The organism is Streptomyces sp. NPDC058470 (assembly GCF_042721055.1).
Classification (GTDB): domain Bacteria; phylum Actinomycetota; class Actinomycetes; order Streptomycetales; family Streptomycetaceae; genus Streptomyces.
The window spans coordinates 71,691-93,578 of the sequence record NZ_JBHXMF010000036.1 but is presented as its reverse complement, the minus strand read 5'-3'; the positions used below and the strand labels follow the sequence as shown (position 1 = coordinate 93,578).

The window sequence follows — 21,888 nt, the reverse complement described above, 5'->3', positions numbered from 1 at the left end:
TTCAGACCTCCTCGGGTTCGGTCAGCAGGGGGTAGACGCCGTTCTCGTCGTGGTCCTCCCGTCCGGTGACGGGCGGGTTGAAGACGCAGACGCACCGGAAGTCGGTCCTGGGACGCATCGTGTGGCGCTCGTGGCCGTTCAGGAGATACATCGTCCCGGGCTCGATCCAGTGGATCTCGCCGGTCTCGTCGTTGGTCAGTTCGGCCTCGCCCTCGACGCAGAGCACGGCCTCGATGTGGTTCGCGTACCACATCGACGTCTCGGTACCCGCGTACAGCGTCGTCTCGTGAAGGGAGAAGCCGACCTTCTCCTTGGCGAGCACGATGCGCTTGCTCTCCCAGGTACCGGATGCCGCCTTCACATGCCGGTCGGTGCCTTCGACGTCCTTGAACGAACGGACTATCACGGTGGTGCGCTCCCTTTCTCTCGTGCTCTCTCGTGCTGTGTTGCTTGTTTCTCTCGTGTCTCTCAGACGGTTTCCCGTACGGCGCGGGCGAGGGTGCGCAGTCCCTCGTCCAGCTCGTCCGGCGTGATTGTCAGTGCCGGAAGCAGCTTGACGACCTCGCTCTCGGGGCCCGAGGTCTCGATCAGCAGCCCGAGTTCGAAGGCGCGCTGCGCGATGCGCCCGGCGCGCTTCTTGTCCTTGAACTCGATGCCCCAGACGAGGCCACGCCCCCGGTACTCCTTGATGTCGGCGAGGTTCTCCTCGGTGATGGAGATCAGCGCCTGTTCGACCTGCTCGCCGCGGGCGCGCGTCTGCTTCTCCATGGCGGAGCCGTCGGTCCAGTACGTCTCCAGGGCGGCGGTGGCCGTGACGAACGCCGGGTTGTTGCCGCGGAAGGTGCCGTTGTGCTCGCCCGGCTCCCAGATGTCCAGCTCGGGCTTGAACAGGCAGAGCGACATGGGCAGTCCGTAGCCGGAGATGGACTTGGACACGGTGACGATGTCGGGCACGATCCCCGCCTCCTCGAAGGAGAAGAACGCCCCCGTACGGCCGCAGCCCATCTGGATGTCGTCGACGATCAGCAGCATGTCCTGCCGCTCGCACAGCTCGGCCAGCGCCCGCAGCCACTCCGGGCGCGCGGCGTTGATGCCGCCCTCGCCCTGCACGGTCTCGACGATCACGGCGGCGGGCTTGTTGAGCCCGGAGCCCTGGTCCTCCAGGAGCCGCTCGAACCACAGGAAGTCCGGGACCTGGCCCTCGAAGTAGTTGTCGAACGGCATCGGGGTGCTGTGCACCAGCGGGATGCCGGCGCCGGCCCGCTTGAACGCGTTTCCGGTCACGGCGAGCGAGCCCAGTGACATCCCGTGGAAGGCGTTGGTGAAGGAAACGATGGCCTCGCGCCCCTTCACCTTCCGGGCCAGCTTCAGCGCGGACTCGACGGCGTTGGTGCCCGTCGGGCCCGGGAACATGACCTTGTACGGCAGATCGCGCGGCCTCAGCACCACCTTCTGGAAGGACTCCAGGAACGCGCGTTTGGCAGTCGTCGACATGTCGAGGCCGTGGGTGACACCGTCCCGCTCCAGGTAGTCGATCAACGCCCGTTTGAGTACGGGGTTGTTGTGCCCGTAGTTGAGTGACCCGGCGCCGGCGAAGAAGTCCAGGTACGCATGGCCGTCCTCGTCGTACATACGGCTGCCCTGCGCACGGTCGAAGACGGTGGGCCAGCTGCGGCAGTAGCTCCGCACCTCCGACTCCAGGGTCTCGAACACGCTCAGGTCGGGCTGGGTGATGGTCACAGTGAATCTCCTCCTGGAGACGAAGTCGTGGGCGGTCGAAGACGCCGTGTAGTCGGTTCGGATAGACGGGGGGGAGCCGTGCGGTTCGTAGGGACAGGCGAAGCCGTGGGGTTCAGAACGCCAGGGGCCCGATGCGGTACAGCACCTCGGGGTCGTGCGAGCCGTCCGGGAACTGCCCTGCCTGGAACAGCACTTCACGTTCGACGTCCGCGCCGTGGCGACGCGCGTACGAGGTGAACAGCCGCTCGGAGGCGGTGTTGCCCGGCGTGATGGTGGTCTCGACGGTCGTCATCGGCTGTTCCTGGGCGACGCGTGCGGTCAGCCCGTCGAGCAGCGCCGCGGCGAGACCGCGCCCGCGGTGGTCGCCGTCGACGGCCACCTGCCAGACGAGCAGCGTGTCCGGGCGGGCGGGCCGGACGTACCCGGTGACGAAACCGACGGGCACGCCCTGTGCGTCCCGTGCCACCGCCGACGTACCGGCGAAGTCACGGCACCACAGCAGATAGCTGTACGAGGAGTTCAGGTCGAGGGTTCCGGAGTCCTTGGCGATACGCCAGAGAGCGGCCCCGTCGGCCACCTCCGGGCGGTCGATCCGAAGGCTCTCCGGCATTTCCAGGAATTCCTCTTGCGGGTCTGCGTGTGCGGCGGTCATGCGGAGTGAATTTACCCAGGGAAATTCTAAATTGCATGGCCGGGTGGGGTTACATGCGTGGCGCTCACGTGTTATCACGCAGGCGCGGACGGCACACGGATGGGTAATATTTAGTACCTTTTGCCCGGAAAATAGTCCAGAAAACGGACACTTTGTGGAGTGCGTCACAGTCGCGTAATCACCACGAGATGTGCCCGAATTGTGAGATCGCCGTTCGCCAAATCTTGGCGTTTACGTACGAAAAAAGCGGGCAGGAGAATATGGGAAGCTGCGCCGAATTAATATCGGAATGCGCCTCCGAATAAGCCCCGCAAATCAGGCCTCGGTGACCCGTCGACGGCCTCGGTGACCCGTCGACAGGTCGTGTGCGATGCCGGACGGGCACCCGGAGCGGGCCGGCATCCAGGCCTGCCATCCCCGGCCTGGGTGTCCGCGACTGATCGAGTTCACCTTCTCGTTGCCGGGCGTGCGTTTACTCTCTCTGTGGTCCTAGTTGCCTGATGACGAACTGCCCCAGTGCGATGTGGAGTTCATGTTCACACTTGCGGCGGCCGGACAACCCTTCCGAAGGGGTGCGCATCTAGGACGGCGAATCGAGGAGCCGGGGAGCACTCCCCGGCCCAGGGGCCTTGCGCCCCACAATTCTCTGGGGGCTTGTTGAGGATGGTTTGTTCGGTCGTGCGCACGGACGGGCTTCTCCGTGGTGGGGGCATCGCTCGCGGGACCGCGGCGCGTCGATCGGTCGGGGCCAGGGTGTGAAGCACATAACCCGTCCCGAGCCGCTGACCGGAACCGTCCACCGTGCCGACCGGTCGCCCGCTCCCGCGCCGCGCCCGCCGGCCCGGTCACTGTCCGGCCGGGGCCATGGCCGGTGGACGTGGCTCCGGCTGCCGGGCTCGACCGGACCGAGGCCGACCGCCGCCCTGCTCGCGGCCGTCATCACCGTCAGCGTGTTCTGCGCCGGTGACGTCGTCGCCGGCAGCTACCCGTTCGGCTCCCGGACCCGGAGCGTCAACGACCTCGGAAACCAGTACGTGCCGTTCCACGCCCACCTGTGGGACCTGCTGCACGGCAGGACCGACGGCGGGTTGCTCATCAACTGGCAGTCCGGCTTCGGCTCCAGTTTCCTTCCCGACCTCGGTACGTACCTCAGCAGCCCGTTCGCCCTGCTCGTGGTGGTTTTCCCACGGGACGAGATCGACCTCGCGGTGTATGTGATCACGCTGCTGAAGATGGCGTCGGCCGGGGCCGCCATGGCCTGGCTGCTGCTCAGGATGCGCCCCGGCCGCTGGTGGGCGGCGGGACTGCTGGGCGCGTCCTACGCCCTGTGCGGCTGGACGCTGACGAGCGCCGCGTACAACCCGATGTGGCTCGACGGCCTCGTCGCCCTGCCGCTGCTGTGCCTGGTCGGCGAGTGGATGCTGAACGAGCGGCGCCCGGTCCTCGGTGTGCTGATCGTGGCGCTCGCCTGGATCGCCAACTTCTACACCGCGTACATGGCCACGCTGGCCGCCGGTCTTGTGCTCCTGCTCCGGCTGTGGCTCGCAGACCTCCCGCGCCGGCGGAGCCTCGCGGTGGCGGGCCGGGCAGCTCTGACGGTCGGGCTCGGCATGGGCCTGGCCGCACCGCTGGTGACGGTGGTGTACTTCGGCACCACGCACGCCTACCCGGGCGCGGCCGGACAGTTCGAGCCGGCAACGACGCAGGACCTGCTGGCCCGCCTGCTGCCGACGACGCACAGCGTCGGTTCGCCGGCCGTGTACGTGGGCACCACGGCGCTGCTGCTCGCCCTCGCCCTGCCCTTCCACCGGGCGGTACCCCGACGGGTGCGCACGGGGTGGACCCTGCTGGTGGTCGTGGTGGCCCTGTCGTTGCAGTGGGGCCCGACCCATCTGCTTTGGCACGCCTTCACCACCCCCCAGGGAAGTCCCTACCGGCAAGCCTTCGTGCTCTGCGCGCTGCTGGTGATCGCCGCCTGGCACGCGCTCTCCTACGGCGTGCCCGACCGGCGTGCGCTGTGCGCGGCGGGTGTTCTGCTCGCCCTCATCACCGCCGTCGCGAGCGCAAGCGGGGCGACGGATCCGCCCTATGTACTGCCGCTGGTGGCACTTGCCGCCGTGGGCGCGCTGGGCGGACTGGCCCTGCTGGCGATCCAGGACCGCGGCTCTGGCTCCGGCCTCAGCTCCCGCCCTGGCCCTGGGCCTGGCTCCGGCGCTGGCTCCGACTCCGGTTCCGGACTCGGCCCTGGCTCCGGCCTCAGCTCCGGCCCTGGCTCCGGCTTCGGATCCGGCCTCAGCTCCGGTGCAGGCGGTCGGCGCCGCGCCGTACTGACCGGGCTGGCCGTGACGCTCCTCATCGGTACACAGCTCGGCGAGGCCACCGCCACCTCCGCCGTGGCCACCCGACTGCGGTTCGGACACCTGGACGACTACGCGCCCTGGGGAGCACGACAGGAGCAGCAGGCGGAGCAGATCGCCGAGGCCGACGGCTGGCCCCGGTACCGCACCGACCCGGGCCGTGAGCAGACCGTCGGCAACGACCCGCTGCTGGTGGGCGGGCAGGGTGCCCAGTACTACAGCAGCCTCACCGCGGACGTCCTCAGCCGCACGCTCATCGCTCTGGGAGACGGCTGGACCTCGCGGGGCCGCAGCGTGCAGAGTCTGGACAACGCCGTCACGGACGTGATTTTCTCGGTCGGCGCGCGGGTGCACTCTCCGCCGGACCCGCATCAGAAGTGGTTCCCGGATGACGGCGGCCGGGTGAGCGTGACCCGCCAGGACGTACCACCGCTGGTCACTGTTCGGCCCGCCGGTTCCGACCAGCAGGCCGCCACAAGCCCCGCCGCCTTCGGAGTGTCGCCGTACCGGAATCAGGAACTGCTGCTGGGCACCCGCGTCTACACCGTGCCTCCCTTCGCGGTGCGGGACAGCGCCGGGAAGACACCGAAGCGCAGTGACGACGACCGGCCCGGTCTGCTCATCGGCGTTCCTCGCGGGACCGCCGCCCGGAATGCGACGATCACGGCCAACTGCCGGGCCGGCAGCGAGGTGTATCTGTGGGCGCCGCACTTCTCGGGCATCGCACAGCTCACCGGCGCGAGCGCGCAGGGCCTGACCGGCCGCTTCAGGTCCGACCATCCCGTCACCAAGGTCGCCTCGATGCAGCGGCTCGGCACGGTTCCGGCGTCGGGACAGGTCCGGATCGAGCTGTCCCCCGACACGACGGGCGTCATCCCCGACGGCGCGGTCGGCTGCCTGGACACCGCCCGGCTGAACACCGCGGTCGAACACCTCAAGGCCACCGGCGCCACCGAGGTGACCGTGTCCGACGGCACCGTCCGGGCCCAACTCCCGGCGGGCAGCACGGGAATCGCCGTCCTCGCGGCCCCTCGCATCGCCGGGTGGCGCTGTGCGCCGGGTGACGGTCCCGCCGTACCCGCGGGGGAGTACTACGGGCTGATCGCCGTACCCCTCGACGGTTCAGCGACCAGCGTCACCTGCACGTTCCACCCGCCCGGCCTGCGACTGGGCACGGCTGCCGGGGCAACCTCGCTGCTGGGCGTGGTGCTGCTCGGTGCCCTCACAACCGTCCGCCGACGGCGTGCCGCGGGCCGCCTCGCAGCGTCAACGCCCGCACACCGACACGACGGTACGCCCGCATGACCGGCGCTCGCCAAGTCCCAGGGAGAGAACCATGCTGATCTCGATCGTCGCACCCTGTTATGACGAAGAAGACGTCATAGGACGATTCCACGACCAGGTCATGAGAGTCGCGGAGGAACTCCTGCCGCTCGGGCACGACATGGAGTTCGTGTACGTCGACGACGGCAGCGGCGACGGGACCCTCGCCACCCTGGAGAAACTGGCCGAACTCGATCCGCGCGTGCGCTACGTCTCCTTCAGCCGCAACTTCGGCAAGGAGGCGGCGCTGCTGGCCGGCCTGCGGCACGCCTCGGGAGACTCCGTGATCGTCATGGACGCGGACCTCCAACACCCGCCCGAACTGATAAAGCGCATGGTGGACGTGCGCGGACAGGGCTACGACCAGGTCATCGCCAGGCGTACCAGGAGCGGCGACAGGATCAGCCGCACCGTCACCGCCCGCCTGTACTACCGGCTCGTCAACCGGCTCGTCGACGTGGAACTCGTGGACGGTGTGGGCGACTTCCGGCTGCTGTCCCGGCGCGTGGTGGACGCGGTCCTGGACCTCACCGAGTACAACCGGTTCTCCAAGGGCCTGTTCGCGTGGGTCGGTTTCCCCAGCACCACCGTCGAGTACGAGAACGCCCTGCGTGCACAGGGCAGTAGCTCGTGGACCTTCCGAAGCCTGCTCAACTACGGGCTCGACGGACTGCTCTCCTTCAACAACAGGCCGCTGCGCGCCGCTCTCTACCTCGGTATGGGGCTGCTGCTGTGTACCGGGCTGTACACGGCGTGGATCGTGGTCGCCGCACTCGTCCGCGGGGTGGAGACTCCCGGCTATGTCACGATCATCACCGCCGTCACCGCTGCCGCCGCGATGCAAATGATCATGCTCGGAATCATGGGGGAGTACACCGGCCGGATCTACTACGAGGTCAAGGGCCGCCCGCACTTCCTGGTGAAGGCGACCAACGTCGAACGAATACCGGACCGACCGAAGGATCGACTACAGGAACGAACGCCGGACAGAACGCAGGAACGAACTCAAGACCGAGCGCCGGACGGAATGCAGGACCGAACGCAGGACCGAACGCAGGAACGAACTCAAGACCGAACGCAGGAACGAACGCAGGAACGAACCCAGGACCGAGCGCCGGACGGAACGCAGGACCGCGCACCGAGCCCCGCGACCAAGGACCTCATTCCCTGATGCGCACCGGACCCGCTCGCCCGATATCGCGACAGATCATCGCCTTCGCGCTGGTCGGCGTCGTCAACACGCTGACGTACTACGGCTTTTACCTGCTGTTCCTGACCCGGCTGCCGTATCTCGCCGCACATGTTCTCGCGTCCGTCCTCAGCATGATCGGGTCCTTCTTCCTCAACGCGCGGTTCACCTACCGGACGCGGCCGACACTGCGGAAGTTCCTGCTGTTCCCGCTGACGAACGCGACCAACTTCCTGGTCACGACGGCGGGTGTGTACGTGGTCGTCGGCGTCTTCCATGTCGGGGACCGGTTCGCTCCGTTGCTCGCCTCCGTGGTGGCGATTCCGGTGACCTTCGTGGTCTCCCGCATGATCATGCTCCCGCAGGGCGCACCCGTTACCGCCACGCCTCCGTCACCGCACGCCGAGCCCCCTCCGTGTCCACCGGCACTCCCTGCTCCGCCAGTGCAGCCCCCAGCGCGGTGAGGCAGGAGCGGACCACCCGCTCACTCGCGTCCGCCCCGTAGTGGTTGACCCGGATCATCTCCTTCGCGAGCGCACCCCCGCCCGCGGCCAGCGGCAGCGCCGGATCCGCGGCCAGCGCCCTGGCGACCAGCGCGGACGCGTCGAGCCCCGGCGGTGTCCGCAGTGTCGTGGCGACGGGCGCCGCGTCGGCGGCCTCGTGCACATACGGCTCAAGCCCCCCGCCCAGGGCGAGGATCCCCGCCCGGGTGGCCGTCGCGGCCGCCGCGTGCCGTGCCATCACCACGTCGAGCCCCTCACCCTCGATCCGCTCGACACACGCATCGAGCGCCAGCATCTCCAGCTGTGCGGGGGCGTGCAGCAGCGCCTTGCGGCCCCCGTCGATCCACCGCTCCTTCCAGTCGAGGAGCGAGAGATACGACCGGCGCGGCGCCCGCGGGTTCGCGGCCATCCGTGCCCACGCCCGCTCGCTCACCGACACCGCCGACACCCCGGCGGGCCCGCCCATCGCCTTCTGCGCCCCGATCACGCACAGGTCGACGCCCCACGCGTCCGGCAGCACCGGCTCGGCGCCGATCGAGGCGACGGCGTCGAGAGAGAAGAGGGCGCCGTGTTCCCGTACGACCTCGCCGATCTCCGCGACGGGGTTCGTGTTCCCGGTCGCGGCCTCCGCGTGCACCAGCGACACGAAGTCGATCGAGGGATGCCCGGCGAACGCCTCCCGCACCTGCGCGGCGGTGACCGCCGTGTGGAACGGCACCGCCAGGTCGATCACCGTCGCCCCGCAGTCGCGCAGCCAGTCACCGAAGGTCTGCCCGTACGGGCCGGTGATCACGTTGAGGGCGGTCGTGCCGGGCGCCGCCGTGCCGCGGATGGCCCCCTCCAGGGGAAGCAGCGCCTCGCCCTGCATGATCACGACATCCTGCTCGGTGGAGAGCAGGCGCGCCACACGGTCCTCGATCGCCGCGAAGTGCGCCGCGCCGAGCGGGGCCAGGTCCAGGAAGGGGTGGGTCACGACGGTGCTCTCTTCGCTCACAGGTTCTGACGAGGCCCACGAGGGGCAATGAATCGGATGGGTCAGAGCGTAACCGGCGCTGTTGTTCAGCCCCGGACCGGCGACTTCTGAGGCCGGACGGCCCAGTGACCATCGGATCGGTTTGAGCCCCCCAAACCTTTCCTTATAATCAGAACCCATTGTTCCCCCACAGGAGGTTCCCTTGAACTCGGTCCGCGGACGCCGATCCCGCTTTCTGGCCGCCACCACCGCGACGGCCGGGCTGCTGCTCGTGGCCGGCTGCTCCTCGGACGGCGGAGGCTCGACCACCGTCAAGGGCGTCAAGCTCGTCAAGGCGGGACAGATCACCACCTGCACCCACCTCCCCTACCCGCCCTTCCAGTCGGAGATCGACGGCAAGGTGCAGGGCTTCGACGTCTCGCTGATCGACCTGGTCGCCAAGGACCTGGGTGTGAAGCAGGAGTTCATCGACACGCCCTTCGAGAACTTCAAGACCGGCGCGTTCCTCAACTCCGGCGAGTGCGACCTCGCCGCGGCCGGCATGACGATCACCGACGAGCGCAAGAAGAACGTCGACTTCTCGGACCCGTACTTCGACGCGACGCAGGCCGTCCTCGTCGACAAGAAGAGCGGCATCACCTCCTTCGCCGACCTCAAGGGCAAGAAGGTCGGCACCCAGGCCCAGACGACCGGCGAGGACTACGCCACGAGCCACGGCATCGACCCCGTCTCCTTCGAGTCCTCCGATGCCGTCCTCAACGGCCTGCGCACCGGCCAGGTCCAGGCCGTCATCATCGACTACCCGGTTGTCCAGGGCTGGTTGAAGGACAAGGCCAACGCGGACGCCTTCCAGGTCGCCGACAACATCAACACCGGTGAGCAGTACGGCTTCTCGGTGAAGAAGGGCAACACCGCGCTCCTCGACGCCATCAACAAGGCGCTCACGGACGCGAAGGCGGACGGCACGTACAAGACGCTGTACGAGAAGTGGATCGGCCCGTACGACGAGGCCGCGTCCTCCGCGTCCCCGTCGGCCTCGGCGTCCCCCTCGCCGTCCGACCCGGCTGCCTCCACCCCGTCCGACTCCACCACCCCGACAGACGCCGTCTCGGCCTCCGTCTCCGCCTCATGAGTGGTACCGACGCACAACTCCAGCCCCGCAAAAGCGGGCTGACCCGGCGTCAGAAGCGCACACTGTCACGCGGCGCTCAGTACGTCGTGTTCGTCGCGGCCGTGATCGCCTTCGCGCTCACGGCCGACTGGGCGCAGTTGAAGAACCAGTTCGCGCAGTGGGACCTGGTCACGCAGATGTTCCCGGACGTCATCACGATGGCGCTGAAGAACACCGTGCTCTACACGATGTCCGGCTTCGTCTTCGGCCTCGTGCTCGGCATGGTCGTCGCCCTGATGCGGCTGTCCCCGGTGGGCCCCTACCGCTGGGTCGCCGGCATCTACATCGAGATCTTCCGCGGCCTGCCCGCTCTGCTGATCTTCGTGTTCGTGGGCGTCGCCGTGCCGCTCGCGTTCCCGGGCACGGAGATCCCCGGCGGCACCTACGGCAAGGTGGCGCTGGCCCTCGGCCTGGTCTCGGCCGCGTACATGGCCGAGACGATCCGCGCGGGCATCCAGGCGGTGCCCAAGGGGCAGATGGAGGCGGCCCGTTCGCTGGGCTTCTCGCACACCCGGGCCATGGTCTCGATCATCATCCCGCAGGCGTTCCGCATCGTGATCCCGCCGCTCACCAACGAACTCGTCCTCCTCTTCAAGGACTCCTCGCTGGTGCTGTTCCTCGGTGTCACGCTGGAGGAGCGCGAACTCACCAAGTTCGGGCGCGACCTGGCGAGCCAGACCGCCAACTCCACGCCGATCCTGGTCGCGGGCCTGTGCTATCTGCTGGTCACGATCCCGCTCGGCTTCGTCGTGCGCCGCCTCGAGACGAAGGCCGGGGAGGCCACCAAGTGAGCAGCACTCCAGAAATCCAAGTAAAGGGCCTGCACAAGTCCTTCGGCGACAACGAGGTGCTGCGCGGCATCGACCTGGAGATCGGCTCGGGCGAAGTCGTCTGCGTCATCGGCCCGTCCGGTTCAGGCAAGTCCACCCTGCTGCGCTGCGTGAACCTCCTTGAGGAGCCCACCAAGGGCGAGGTCTTCGTCGGCGGTACGGAGGTCACGCACCCCGACGTCGACATCGACGCCGTACGCCGCCGTATCGGCATGGTCTTCCAGCAGTTCAACCTCTTTCCGCACCTGTCGGTCACCGACAACCTCACGCTGCCGCAGCGCCGGGTGCTGAAGCGGGACAAGGCCGAGGCCGCCCGGATCGCCGCGGAGAACCTGCGGCGCGTGGGCCTGTCCGAGAAGGCCGACGCCTACCCGGCCTCCCTCTCCGGCGGCCAGCAGCAGCGCGTCGCGATCGCCCGCGCGCTGGCCATGGGCCCCGAGGTGATGCTCTTCGACGAGCCGACCTCGGCCCTCGACCCCGAACTCGTCGGCGACGTACTCGCGGTCATGCGGATGCTCGCCAACGAGGGCATGACGATGATGGTCGTCACCCACGAGATGACCTTCGCCCGCGAGGTCGCCGACCGCGTCGTCTTCATGGACGGCGGCGTGATCGTCGAGGAGGGCGCCCCCGCCCAGGTCATCGGCAACCCGCGCCATGAGCGCACCCGCCACTTCCTGTCCCGTCTTCTCGACCCCGCGATGGCGGACGTGGAGGAAGAGGTCCCGGACCAGGTGGGCAAGGGAGAGCAGGGCCCCAATTAGGGTGCAGTCCATGAGCGATCGCACCGTGCTGCACGTGAGGGGACGGGTCCTCGTCGGGCCCGAGGACGTCCGGGACGAACTCTGGGTCGTCGGCGGCCGGATCTCGTACGAGCGCCCCGTCGGCGCCCGTGACATCCGCACCGTCGACGGCTGGGCCCTGCCCGGCCTCGTCGACGCGCACTGCCACGTCGGGCTCGGACTGCACGGCCCCGTCCCCGCCGACGTGGCCGAGAAGCAGGCGCTGACCGACCGCGAGGCCGGCACCCTGCTCCTCCGGGACGCGGGTTCGCCCTCCGACACCCGCTGGACCGACGACCGCGAAGACCTCCCGAAGATCATCCGCGCGGGCCGCCACATCGCGCGCACCCGCCGCTACATCCGCAACTTCGCCCACGAGATCGAGCCGGAGGATCTCGTCGCGTACGTCGCCCAGGAGGCCCGGCGCGGTGACGGCTGGGTCAAGCTGGTGGGCGACTGGATCGACCGCGGCACCGGCGACCTGAGCGCCTGCTGGCCCCGGGACACGGTCGAGGCCGCGATCGCCGAGGCCCACCGCCTCGGTGCCCGCGTCACCGCGCACTGCTTCGCCGAGGACTCCCTGCGGGACCTGGTCGAGGCCGGCATCGACTGCGTCGAGCACGCGACGGGCCTGACCGAGGACACCATCCCGCTCTTCGCCGAGCACGGAGTGGCGATCGTCCCGACCCTCGTCAACATCGCGACCTTCCCGCAGCTCGCCGACGGCGGCGAGGCGAGGTTCCCCCAATGGTCCACGCACATGCGCCAGTTGCACGACCGCCGCTACGACACCGTGCGCGCCGCCTACGACGCCGGGATCCCCGTGTACGTCGGCACCGACGCGGGCGGTGCGCTGGCGCACGGGCTGGTGGCGGACGAGGTCGCCGAGCTGACGAAGGCGGGCCTCCCGCCGGTCGAGGCGCTGTCGGCCACGACGTGGGGTGCACGGCGGTGGCTGGGGCGGCCGGGGCTGGACGAGGGGGCACCCGCGGACCTCGTGGTGTACGAGGGGGATCCGCGGGCCGACGTACGGGTGCTGGCCGATCCTCGTCGGGTGGTGCTGAACGGGCGGGTTGTGGGTTAGGTCCAGGGGCAGAGGTCGTGGGTGGGGCAGGGGCCGTGGCTCGGGCCTTGGGGCAGGGGTCGTGGCTCGGGCCTGGGGGCAGAGGGGCTCACTCGCCTTCAATGAGGGAGCGCGCGCGGGGATGATCGATTCGGCAAGCGTCGACGGGGCCGAATTCATCGAGCGCCGGTAGGGAGGGCATCGCCCGGCGTCTCATCCTCCATTCTGGTCGTCGAGCAGGACGCGCATGTTGTCGACGGCCCGTACCGCCTGTTCCGATGTACGGCGGCCCAGGCCGCAGGCGGTGGCGATGTCCGCACGGCGGCCGAGTGCTCCATCCACCAGGGCCCGGACCGCCACCTGGTCACCCACCGACTGCTCCTCGTGCGCGATCCCGGCCACCACCGGGACGTCTGCCGGAACCCGCAGCCGACGGAGCGGGTCGTAGTAGGCGGCGGAGGTGACGGGGGGTTGATCGCCGCCGGACAACGGGAGGTGGACGAACTCCAGCGGCCGATCCCGGGGCCAGCGGCGTACCAGAGCGTTGGCCAGGAGCACCTGGGGGGCTGCCGACGACGGTATTTTCAAGGCCCGGTGACCGAGATCTCCGAGGCACAGGTGGACACCGAAGCGGCTGCCCCGTGGCGCCTTCGCGACCTGGCTGGTGACCAGGCGCGCCATCAGCCGGGCGAGCAGCGGACGCAGCGGGCGGGGCGCCGACACCACGGCGATGAGGGCGGCGGGCACTTCCAGCTGGAAGACCACGGCGTCGCCGGCCGCGCGGTGGACGTCCGCGATCTGCTCGGCCGTCGCGTCGCGGAACGCACGGGCGTGGCGGAAGACACCGACCGGTCCGAAGATGAACAGGGCCATGTCGAGGTAGCCCGGTACGCCGACCTGTAGGGGCAGGTCGGCGGATGCCGGCGTGCCGAGGGCGTCCAACGCGACCAGTTCCTCCCGCGCGTACTCGCCCAGCCGCATCGGGATGTCGCCGGGCGTGAGGCGGCTGCCGCGCTGGACCTTCAGCCGGTCCGTGTCGTCGTAGCCGGTCCACTCACCGTCCTGCACGGTACGGATGTGCGCCAGCCCCTTGAGGGCCTTGACCAGCGGCACGAACCACTGCAGTCGCGGCCCGGTCTCCCCGCCGGACAGGCGCCGCACGCATCCCGCGAGCTCATCCTGCTGCCAGCGGAAGGCGGACTTGGCGTCGTCGAACTGCGGCAGGCTGCCGACGAAGTGCAGACGACGGCGGTCGGTGGAAGCCACCTGGGAACGCTCCTGGTGTCGTGATGATCGTCGAACAAAGAGACAGTCGGCTCACCCTAGGACATCGTGCGGCACGCACTTCCGGTCGCCCCTCGTCCAGCGCCGCCCGTCCGCGGAGCCACAGATCGCCCAGGACGCTCTGGTTGACGGAGCGTGACGAGCAGATGCGTTGACTCGTTGTGCACTCCGTCCCGCGCGCCCGACAACAACCGGCGTGTTCGCGCAGGGTGGTCGAACGGGTGACGGTGGCGAACAGTCGTGTCGTGTGATTCGAAGAAATGTGCTGAATCTCCACGTTGGAGTGAAGTCACGCCGGATTACTGCCTGTTCACTCTCAGTGCGTAATTCTTGCCGGGTCCCGAGCTATCTCTTATGGGGGTCCCACCCTTGAACAGCAACAACTTGCCCATGTCCGCGCGCCGTTGCGCCGTCGTCGCCGCGGCCACCGTCCTCGCCGCCGGTCCTGCGGTGCTGGCCGGAGCGGTGTCCGCGCACGCGACCGACGACACGGCCGAGCAGGGTCGAGCGAGCGCCGTCGTGCTGCGCACCGGGCTCGACGTGTCCCTGCTCAACAAGACGGTGCACGTTCCGCTCGCCGTCTCCCTCAACGAGGTTCAGGCGCCGCAGAGCGCCGAGAGGACCGCGCTCACCGCCCGCCTGGACGGCGTCGACGGCGGAAAGGCGTTCACCGTGCTGGGCGCGGAGGTCGCCACCGCGCGGGCGACGGTGTCCGCGACGAAGGCCGAGGGGTACACCAACCTCGCGCACGCGAAGGTCCATGTCCCCGGGCTTCCGCTGCTCTCCCTCATCGAGGTCGAGTCGGTCACCTCGAAGGCGACCTGTGAGGCGGGCAAGAAGCCCGTGGCCACCTCGAATCTGCTGGGCGCGGTCACGGTGCTCGGCAAGAAGGTGACGCTGTCCGCCGGCGGCCCGACGGTGGTGAACGTGCCCGCCGTCGGCGAGGTCCGGCTCGACCTCTCCAAGACGCAGACCACGTCCCGTACGGCGGCTGCGTCCGCGCTCGAACTCAGGGTGTCCATCAACCCGTTGAAGCTGAACGTGGCCGAGGTTGAAGGAACGTTGACCCTGGCGGGGGCGACCTGCGAGGCGCCGGCCGTACCGGCGACCCCCGAAAAGCCGGTGGCCGACGTGAAGCCGCAGGGGGCACCCGCGGAGGCGGGGCTCGCCGAGACTGGAGGCGGGTCGATGACGCCGTACGTCGTGGGTGGGGCGGTTGTGCTGCTTGCGGTGGGTGGGGGAGCGGTGCTGGCGGGGCGGCGTAGTCGGGGGTGACGGGGGAGGGTTTTCGCTCCCTCCGCCCCTACCCGTCCCAACTTTCCGGGGCTACGCCCCGTTTCAGCCTGTCCGGCGTTTGAGGACGAGGCCGTTCAGGCCGAGGCGGGGGCCTGGGGGCGGCAGCCCCGGAGACGGGACGGGTAGGGGCGGAGGGGGCGAACAGACCCCCACCTCAACCCCCCACCACCGTCACCGCCCGATCAAGCGCCAGCAAGAACCCGTTCACCGTCACCCGGTCCCGGACCGCCACCCGTATCCACTCCTCTCCCAGCCCGGGAAAGGTGTCCCCCCGCCGCACGGCGAAACCGAGCCCCCGCAGCTGACGCCGTACGAGGGCGGCCCGTGGCAGCCGCACCAGCACGAACGGCCCCTCCGCAGGCCCCACCACCCGCACCCCGTCCGACTCGAACTCCTGGAGCCCGGCCACCAGATGGGCCCGATCCGCCGAGACCCGCCGCGCCGCGCGGGCGGCCTCCGCGAGCGCCCCGGAGGACACGCACGCCGACGCCGCGGCGAGCGCGGGCGTGGACACCGGCCACAGCGGCTGGGCACGCTCCAGTTCCACGATCGTCTCGGGGGCGGCGAGGACGTAGCCGATACGAAGTCCGGCCAGCCCCCACGTCTTCGTGAGGCTCCGCAGTACCACGAGACCGGGCACGTCCGTCCGTCCCGCGAGCGCTTCCCGCTCGTCCGGCACGGCGTCCATGAACGCCTCGTCGACGACCAACGTCCGCCAGGGCCGGGCGAGTCCGGCGATCAGGGCGGCCGGATGCAGCACGGAGGTCGGATTGGTCGGGTTCCCGATCACGACGAGATCCGCGTCCTCGGGAACGGCCGCGGGGTCGAGCCGGAAGCCGTCCTCCTCGCGGAGCAGTACCCGGTCGACGGAGTGCCCGGCGTCCCGCAGTGCCGCCTCCGGCTCGGTGAACTGCGGGTGCACGACCACCGGCCGGCGCACCTTCAGGGCGCGCGCGAGCAGCACGAAGGCCTCGGCGGCACCCGCCGTGAGCAGCACCCGTTCGACGGGCAGCCCGTGTCGTTCCGCCACCGCGGCCCGCGCGTCCCGTCCGTCGGGGTAGGCGGCAAGCCCGGTCAGCGAGGCGGCGATCCGCTCGCGCAGCCACTCCGGAGGCGTGCCCGCGCGGACGTTCACCGCCAGATCGGTGAGCGCCGAACCGTCGTCGCGCACCTCGGCGTCCCCGTGATGGCGCAGATCGTGCCCGTCGCCCACGCCCGCCGAGGGCGCCCCCTCAGTGGGCGTGGGCATGGCCGTCATGGTGGTGCCCGTGGTGTCCGTGGTGGTGGTCACCGTCGTCGTCCGGGTGGAAGTGCGGCTGCTGGGGCAGACCGACCTTGTCCTCGAAGCCGGGCAGGGCGACGCGGTACACGCAGGAGTCGCAGTTCATCCGCAGGTCCCCCCGCACCGCCTCGCGGTAGCGCTCCATGACGAGGTCGAGCAACTCCGGCTCGGGGCCGATGACATCGGCGGAGCGCACCTCGACGTCCGGGTGCGCGGCCGCCCAGCCCTCGGTCTGCCGGCGTACCCGGTCCGGCAGGATGCCGGTGAAGAGGAAGTAGGGGAGGACGACGATCCGGCGCGCCCCCAGCTTCACGCAGCGGTCGAGACCGGACGGCACGTCCGGCGCGGCCAGCGACACGAACGCCGTCTCGACGCCCGCGTACCCCCGGCCCTCCCACAGCAGTCGCGCCGCCTTGAGCACCTCGGCGTTGGCGTCCGGGTCGGTGGAGCCGCGGCCCACCAGCAGCACGGTCACATCAGCCCGGTCCTGGGGACTGCGGGAGGCGGAGCCCAGGACCTCGTCGAGCCGCCGCTCAAGGACGCTGAGGAGCGCCGGGTGCGGACCCAGCGGACGCCCGTAGGTGTACGAGATCCCGGGGTGCCGCTCCTTCTCACGGGTCAGCGCCGCCGGGATGTCCCCCTTGGCGTGCCCGGCGGAGACCAGCATCAGCGGTACGGCGGCGAAACGTCGTACCCCCTGCTCGACCAGCTCGGTCACGGCGTCACCCAGCGGCGGTGGCGACAGCTCGATGAAGCCGCCCGCGACGGGCAGTTCGGGATTGCGGCGCCCCAACTCCCGTACGAAGGCGCGGAAGGCATCGGCACCGGCCTCGTCCCGGGTGCCGTGTCCAGCGATGAGCAGGGCGGGGGGCGGGGTGGTCACGACTTCTCCTCAGGTACAGAAACAGAAACAGAAACAGGTACAGAGACAGAAACAGGTTGGTACAGCAGGGCGTTGAGCGCCGCCGCGGCGACCGCGGAGCCGCCCTTCTCGGACACGTTGCTGACGGCGGGCAGCCCGCTCGCGCGCAACGCGGCCTTGGACTCGGCAGCGCCGACGAAACCGACGGGCAGACCGATGACGAGCGCGGGATCGGCGTCCAGGGTGAGCAGTTCCTCCAGGGCGGTCGGCGCGCAGCCGATCACCCAGAGCGCGCCGGGCCCGACCTCCTCGTACGCGAGCCGGATCGCGTGCGCCGAACGGGTCAGCCCAGGTCCGGACTTGGCGTCCTTGAGGCGACAGACCGTGTCGCGGCGGGTGATGCCCGCCGCGACCATCTCGACGTCGACGACGACGGGCGCCCCGGCGTGCAGTGCGATATGCCCGCGCTCCAGGGCACGTTCGTCGATGACGAGATCGTCCGCGTACTCCAGGTCGGCCGCGGAGTGGATGACCCGCTCCACGACCGCCCGCGTCAGCGGCGGGAAGTGTGAGGTGTCCAGGCGCGTGCGCAGCCGCCGGAAGGACTCCTGCTCGATGGGGTGCACCACACGGGGCACCCCGGTCGTAGCGCTCACTTGGTCTCCTCCTGCCAGCGGTAGCCGCGCGGTGTCACCATGCGGCCGGCGATCTCACGGGTCGCCGTGTTGCCCACGGTCACCACGGTCATCATGTCCACCGTCGCCGGGTCGAGTCCCGAGAGGGTGGTGAGGCGGCTGGACTCGTCGGGGCGGGAGGCGTTCCGTACGACACCCACCGGCGTCGTCGGTTCCCGGTGCTCGGCGAGGACCGCCAGCGCCTTCGGAAGCTGCCAGTCACGGCCCCGGCTGCGCGGGTTGTAGAACGTCACGACGATGTCGGCCTCGGCCGCCGCCCGTACCCGCCGTTCGATGACCTCCCACGGCGTGTGCAGATCGGAGAGGCTGATCGACACATGGTCGTGCCCGAGCGGCGCGCCCAGGATCGCCCCCGCGGCCAGCGCGGCGGTCACCCCGGGCACCCCGACCACGTCGATGTCGTCGGACGCCTCGGCCAGCGCGGGCGACGCCATCGCGTACACCCCCGCGTCCCCGCTGCCGATCAGTGCGACGGCCTGCCCGCGCCGGGCCTCCTCGACCGCCGTACGCGCCCGCTCCTCCTCGGCGCCGAGGCCCGACTCCAGGACGCGGGTCCCCGGCCGCAGCAGATCGCGGATCTGGTCGACGTACTGGTCGAGCCCGACGAGTACGGACGCCCGCCGCAGCTCCGCCTTCGCGCGCGGCGTCAGCAGGTCGCGGGCGCCGGGGCCGAGCCCGACCACCGCGAGCCGGCCGCGCGTGGCCCGGCGTACGACCGCACAGGTCGCCATCGCCGGGCGCCCGTCCGCGCGTACCGACTTCTGCTTGGGGACGAGGAGTTCACCGCCGCCCGCGAGCGCCGCGGCCTCCGCGACCGAGGGGGTGCCGACCGCGGCGAGCGGCGCGTCGGAGGGGTTCGGCACGTCGACCTTCGCCAACTCCTCGGCGCTGTACGTCACCACGGGCACCCCGAGCCGCTCGGCGGCCCCGACGATGCCGGGCTCCTGCGCCTTGGCCTCGACGGTCGCGAACCCGGCGACCGACTTCACCGACAACCCGGCGTCGAGCAGTGCGCCTTGGACGAGATCGAGGACTTCGTCGACGGGCGCACCTTTGGAGGCGCCGACACCGACGACGAGGGAGGGCGGACGCAGCACCACGTTCTGGTCGGCGGACGGAACCAGACGGTCGGTGACCCGGATCGCGTGCACACCTCCCGACGCGACCGGCAGCGGCGGGAGAGGCCACGCCAACTCGGCGTGCAGAGCGACGGGTTCACCGTCGAGCAGAGCCCGGGTGACCCCGGCGACATCCCCCTCCACGGGGAAACCGAGCGTGTCGAGCCCCGACATCCCCACCGAATCGGTCGCCGTGGTCACCACCGGCTCCGCCCCGAGCAACTCACCCACCTCGCGGGCGAGTTCATTGGCACCCCCGGCATGCCCTCCGACCAGCGACACGGCGAACCGCGCCGCCTCGTCGACGCACACGACCCCCGGGTCCGACACCTTGTCGCCCAACAGCGGTGCGATCAACCGCACCACCGCCCCGGTGGCGAGGAAGCACACCACCTGCTCGCACTCGGCGAACGCCCGCCGCACGGCGTCCCCGACGGACCCGTCGTACACCTGCGCACGCGTGGGCCAGGCCGCGGCCAGCCGGTCACGGCCGGCCGCACCAGCCGCCGTGGCGGAAATCAGGCCGATCACTGGGGGACTCCTTCGGTACGCGCCGGAGGCCGGACGCCCCACAGCAGGAACACGGGATTGGTGGCCGAGAGCCGGTCGACGCCACCGGGTAGCGGCGCGAGCCGGGACGACTGCAACAGCACGCCCTCGCAGTCGAACCCGGCACCGGTGAGCGCGTCCCGTGCCGCGGGCACCCGGTCGAGGGCGGCCATCGCGACCACGACGGCCCGCCGGGCCCGCCGCGCGCAGGCCGTGACGATGGCGGGCAGTTCGCGCCCCCCGCCGCCGATGAAGACGGCATCCGGGTCGTCCAGATCGGACAGCACCGTCGGCGCGGCCCCGTGCACGACGTGTATGTCCACGCCGTGCGCCTCGGCGTTGGCGCGGACGCGCTCGCAGCCGTCCCGCGTCTTCTCGACGGCGGTGACGGCGGCGCCGAAGCGCGCGCACTCGACGGCGATGGAGCCGGAGCCCGCGCCGATGTCCCAGATCAGCTCGCCGAGCCGCGGACCTATCCGGGCCAGTGCGAGCGCCCGTACCTCGAACTTGCTGATCATCGAGTCGCGGTGAGTGAACTCCCGCTCGTCCAGGGCCCATTGGGCGGGCCCGGCGGACGGTCCTGCGACGGTCCGCACGGGGGCGAGGGCGCGCGACTCGTCCAGGCACAGGACGACGCTCACCGCCGTACCCCAGTCACGGGCGGCGGCCTCGGCGGGCGTGACCCGCTCCACGCGCTCGTGCTCGGGGTCGCCCAGGGCGCTCGCGACGACGAGGACGCGTTCGCGGGAGTGGTAGGCGAGCGCGGCGCCCAGTTCGGCGGGCCCGGAGCCGGGACCGGTCAGCACGGCCACCTTCGGCCGCGACCGGCAGACGTTGACGGCCGTACGCAGCTCGCGACCGTGAGCGCTGACCACCACGGCGTCGTCCCAGGGCAGCCCGATCCGGGCGAAGGCGGTGGCGACGGACGAGACACCGGGCCGGACGTCCAGCCGCTCCGCGCCGAAGCGGTCGGCCAGTGCCCGCACGATCCCGAAGAACCCGGGGTCACCGGAGGCGAGCACGACGACCCGGCCCTGCTTGTCCACATACCGTTCGATCACGTCGAGCGCGGGCACGAGCGGACCGAGCACGAGCTGCTCCGCCCCCTCCGGCAGCCGTGCCGCCGCCAGATGCCGCCGGGCCCCGACGACGAGCCCGGCCTCGGCGAGGGCGGACTCCGCTTCGGGAGGCAACGGCGCCCCCGTACCCGTACCGACGACGGTGATCGCGGCTGCACCTTCGACGGCCGTCACGACGGACTGTCCTGCCGCGCCGCACGCCGCTCCGCGCGCAGTTCCGCCCGCGCCCGAGGGTCGGCCTTGCGGAACTCGTGGAAGTGACCGGGGTGGTAGAGGTGCGAGCGCGTGCCGCTCGCGTCCAGGGCCGGGCCGACCAGGAAGAGGGTGTGCTTCCAGAGCTTGTGCTCCTTGACGGTCTCCTCCAGCGTCTCGATCGTGCACCGTACGAGGAGTTCCTCCGGCCAGGTCACCTGGTAGGCCACCACGACCGGCGTGGACGTCGGGTAGCCGCCCTCAAGGAGCTCGCGCACCAGCTGGCCGCTGCGCGCCGCCGACAGGAACAGCGCCATGGTCGTCCCGTGCCGGGCGAACTTCCGTACTTCCTCACCCGGCGGCATCGGTGTCTTGCCGCCGCCGAGCCGGGTGAGGATCACCGACTGCGCGACCTCGGGAATCGTCAGCTCGCGTTGCGCGAGCGCGGCCACGGCGGAGAAGGAGGAGACGCCCGGGATGATCTCGGTCTCGACCCCGATGTCCGCACACCGGTCGAGCTGCTCCTGCGTACCGCCCCACAGCGCGGGATCGCCGGAGTGAATGCGGGCCACCTTCAGCCCCTGCTCGGCGGCGCGCTCGTACACGGCCACCACGTCCTCCAGTGACATCGTCGCCGAATCCAGGATCTCCGCGCCCGCGCGCGCGTGATCCAGGACCTCCGCCTGCACCAGGCTGGCCGCCCAGATCACGACGTCGGCCTCGGCGATGGCGCGCGCGGCGCGGAACGTCAGCAGGTCGGCGGCGCCGGGCCCTGCCCCGACGATGGTCACCTTGCCGGTGGGGGCGTCGGCCATGGGATGGGGTCCTCTCCTACAGAGCATGCGAATCACGTGGAACATGCGAATCACGTGGAACGTGTGGAACATCAGTGCGCTCGTACGGTGTGTGCGTTGCGAAACTTCGGGGCGTACCCGCGGACACGGGCCC

Annotated in this window: 18 protein-coding genes and 1 pseudogene; 8 read left to right on the top strand and 11 right to left on the bottom strand. The window is 70.4% G+C overall.

The features are described 5' to 3' along the window. Position 1: 1 nt before the first annotated feature. The 3 genes from ACFWP7_RS25635 to ectA form a co-directional block, all read right to left on the bottom strand. A complete protein-coding gene (locus ACFWP7_RS25635; RefSeq protein ID WP_384385229.1) occupies positions 2-406 on the bottom strand; it encodes an ectoine synthase in 405 nt (134 codons plus the stop codon). A gap of 62 nt (positions 407-468) precedes the next feature. After that, positions 469-1,740: a diaminobutyrate--2-oxoglutarate transaminase gene (gene ectB / locus ACFWP7_RS25630; protein ID WP_384385227.1), complete on the bottom strand. Its 1,272-nt coding sequence runs from the start codon at positions 1,738-1,740 to the stop codon at positions 469-471. Between the two features lie 112 nt (positions 1,741-1,852). Then, positions 1,853-2,392 carry a diaminobutyrate acetyltransferase gene (gene ectA, locus ACFWP7_RS25625; protein WP_384385225.1) on the bottom strand — a complete coding sequence of 180 codons (540 nt, stop codon included), beginning with the start codon at positions 2,390-2,392 and terminating at the stop codon, positions 1,853-1,855. 755 nt (positions 2,393-3,147) lie between these two features. On the opposite strand from ectA, the gene ACFWP7_RS25620 reads away from it, so the two are divergent. From ACFWP7_RS25620 to ACFWP7_RS25610, 3 genes and pseudogenes are all read left to right on the top strand, one after another. After that, entirely contained in the window at positions 3,148-6,054 is a 2,907-nt protein-coding gene (locus tag ACFWP7_RS25620; protein WP_384385222.1) for a YfhO family protein, read from the top strand. A gap of 31 nt (positions 6,055-6,085) precedes the next feature. Then, a pseudogene (locus tag ACFWP7_RS25615) lies at positions 6,086-7,024 on the top strand (glycosyltransferase family 2 protein); the annotation flags it as partial. A 218-nt stretch (positions 7,025-7,242) separates the two neighbouring features. After that, positions 7,243-7,725, top strand: a complete 483-nt coding sequence (locus ACFWP7_RS25610; protein WP_384385220.1) for a GtrA family protein — start codon at positions 7,243-7,245, stop codon at positions 7,723-7,725. On the opposite strand, the gene ACFWP7_RS25605 is transcribed toward ACFWP7_RS25610, so the two are convergent. After that, complete coding sequence (locus ACFWP7_RS25605; RefSeq protein ID WP_384385264.1) at positions 7,637-8,737, bottom strand: pyridoxal-phosphate-dependent aminotransferase family protein; 1,101 nt, start codon at positions 8,735-8,737, stop codon at positions 7,637-7,639. The two genes, ACFWP7_RS25610 and ACFWP7_RS25605, sit on opposite strands and share 89 nt — an antisense overlap. Before the next feature lie 202 nt (positions 8,738-8,939). Here ACFWP7_RS25605 and ACFWP7_RS25600 point away from each other — a divergent pair, with 202 nt between their 5' ends. Genes ACFWP7_RS25600 through ACFWP7_RS25585 form a run of 4 tightly spaced genes read left to right on the top strand, consistent with a single transcriptional unit; the run spans position 8,940 to position 12,604 of the window. Continuing rightward, positions 8,940-9,869 (top strand): basic amino acid ABC transporter substrate-binding protein, encoded by a 930-nt coding sequence (locus ACFWP7_RS25600; RefSeq protein ID WP_384385217.1) that lies wholly within the window; start codon positions 8,940-8,942, stop codon positions 9,867-9,869. Further along, positions 9,866-10,699 (top strand): amino acid ABC transporter permease, encoded by an 834-nt coding sequence (locus ACFWP7_RS25595; protein ID WP_384385214.1) that lies wholly within the window; start codon positions 9,866-9,868, stop codon positions 10,697-10,699. The genes ACFWP7_RS25600 and ACFWP7_RS25595 overlap by 4 nt, the downstream gene beginning before the upstream one ends. Then, the gene (locus ACFWP7_RS25590) at positions 10,696-11,502 is read left to right on the top strand and encodes an amino acid ABC transporter ATP-binding protein (RefSeq protein WP_384385212.1); all 807 of its coding nucleotides are present in this window, start codon (positions 10,696-10,698) and stop codon (positions 11,500-11,502) included. The genes ACFWP7_RS25595 and ACFWP7_RS25590 overlap by 4 nt, the downstream gene beginning before the upstream one ends. Before the next feature lie 10 nt (positions 11,503-11,512). Then, positions 11,513-12,604, top strand: coding sequence for an amidohydrolase family protein (locus ACFWP7_RS25585; protein ID WP_384385209.1), 1,092 nt, complete (start codon positions 11,513-11,515; stop codon positions 12,602-12,604). 192 nt (positions 12,605-12,796) lie between these two features. Here ACFWP7_RS25585 and ACFWP7_RS25580 read toward each other — a convergent pair whose 3' ends face one another. After that, positions 12,797-13,849 carry a hypothetical protein gene (locus ACFWP7_RS25580; protein WP_384385206.1) on the bottom strand — a complete coding sequence of 351 codons (1,053 nt, stop codon included), beginning with the start codon at positions 13,847-13,849 and terminating at the stop codon, positions 12,797-12,799. 387 nt (positions 13,850-14,236) lie between these two features. Here ACFWP7_RS25580 and ACFWP7_RS25575 point away from each other — a divergent pair, with 387 nt between their 5' ends. After that, a complete protein-coding gene (locus tag ACFWP7_RS25575; RefSeq protein ID WP_384385203.1) occupies positions 14,237-15,142 on the top strand; it encodes an SCO1860 family LAETG-anchored protein in 906 nt (301 codons plus the stop codon). A gap of 175 nt (positions 15,143-15,317) precedes the next feature. On the opposite strand, the gene cobC is transcribed toward ACFWP7_RS25575, so the two are convergent. The 6 genes from cobC to cobM are packed head-to-tail and all read right to left on the bottom strand — an operon-like array spanning position 15,318 to position 21,755. Then, complete coding sequence (gene cobC / locus ACFWP7_RS25570) at positions 15,318-16,421, bottom strand: Rv2231c family pyridoxal phosphate-dependent protein CobC (RefSeq protein WP_384385261.1); 1,104 nt, start codon at positions 16,419-16,421, stop codon at positions 15,318-15,320. After that, entirely contained in the window at positions 16,396-17,328 is a 933-nt protein-coding gene (locus ACFWP7_RS25565; protein WP_384385201.1) for a sirohydrochlorin chelatase, read from the bottom strand. Before ACFWP7_RS25565 ends, cobC begins: the two co-directional genes overlap by 26 nt. Continuing rightward, entirely contained in the window at positions 17,325-17,945 is a 621-nt protein-coding gene (locus tag ACFWP7_RS25560) for a precorrin-8X methylmutase (RefSeq protein WP_384385258.1), read from the bottom strand. The genes ACFWP7_RS25565 and ACFWP7_RS25560 overlap by 4 nt, the downstream gene beginning before the upstream one ends. Positions 17,946-17,959: 14 nt before the next feature. Beyond that, positions 17,960-19,651, bottom strand: coding sequence for a precorrin-3B C(17)-methyltransferase (gene cobJ, locus ACFWP7_RS25555; RefSeq protein WP_384385198.1), 1,692 nt, complete (start codon positions 19,649-19,651; stop codon positions 17,960-17,962). Then, positions 19,648-20,922, bottom strand: a complete 1,275-nt coding sequence (gene cbiE, locus ACFWP7_RS25550; RefSeq protein WP_384385195.1) for a precorrin-6y C5,15-methyltransferase (decarboxylating) subunit CbiE — start codon at positions 20,920-20,922, stop codon at positions 19,648-19,650. The genes cobJ and cbiE overlap by 4 nt, the downstream gene beginning before the upstream one ends. Then, positions 20,919-21,755, bottom strand: coding sequence for a precorrin-4 C(11)-methyltransferase (gene cobM, locus ACFWP7_RS25545; protein ID WP_384385192.1), 837 nt, complete (start codon positions 21,753-21,755; stop codon positions 20,919-20,921). The genes cbiE and cobM overlap by 4 nt, the downstream gene beginning before the upstream one ends. Positions 21,756-21,888 lie beyond the last annotated feature (133 nt).

Bases quoted from the DNA above. Each gene is read 5' to 3' on its own strand.
- ACFWP7_RS25610 (WP_384385220.1), top strand. From the start codon at position 7,243: ATGCGCACCGGACCCGCTCGCCCGATATCGCGACAGATCATCGCCTTC.
- cobM (WP_384385192.1), bottom strand. From the start codon at position 21,755: ATGGCCGACGCCCCCACCGGCAAGGTGACCATCGTCGGGGCAGGGCCC.
- cobC (WP_384385261.1), bottom strand. From the start codon at position 16,421: ATGACGGCCATGCCCACGCCCACTGAGGGGGCGCCCTCGGCGGGCGTG.
- ectA (WP_384385225.1), bottom strand. From the start codon at position 2,392: ATGACCGCCGCACACGCAGACCCGCAAGAGGAATTCCTGGAAATGCCG.
- ACFWP7_RS25595 (WP_384385214.1), top strand. From the start codon at position 9,866: ATGAGTGGTACCGACGCACAACTCCAGCCCCGCAAAAGCGGGCTGACC.
- ACFWP7_RS25585 (WP_384385209.1), top strand. From the start codon at position 11,513: ATGAGCGATCGCACCGTGCTGCACGTGAGGGGACGGGTCCTCGTCGGG.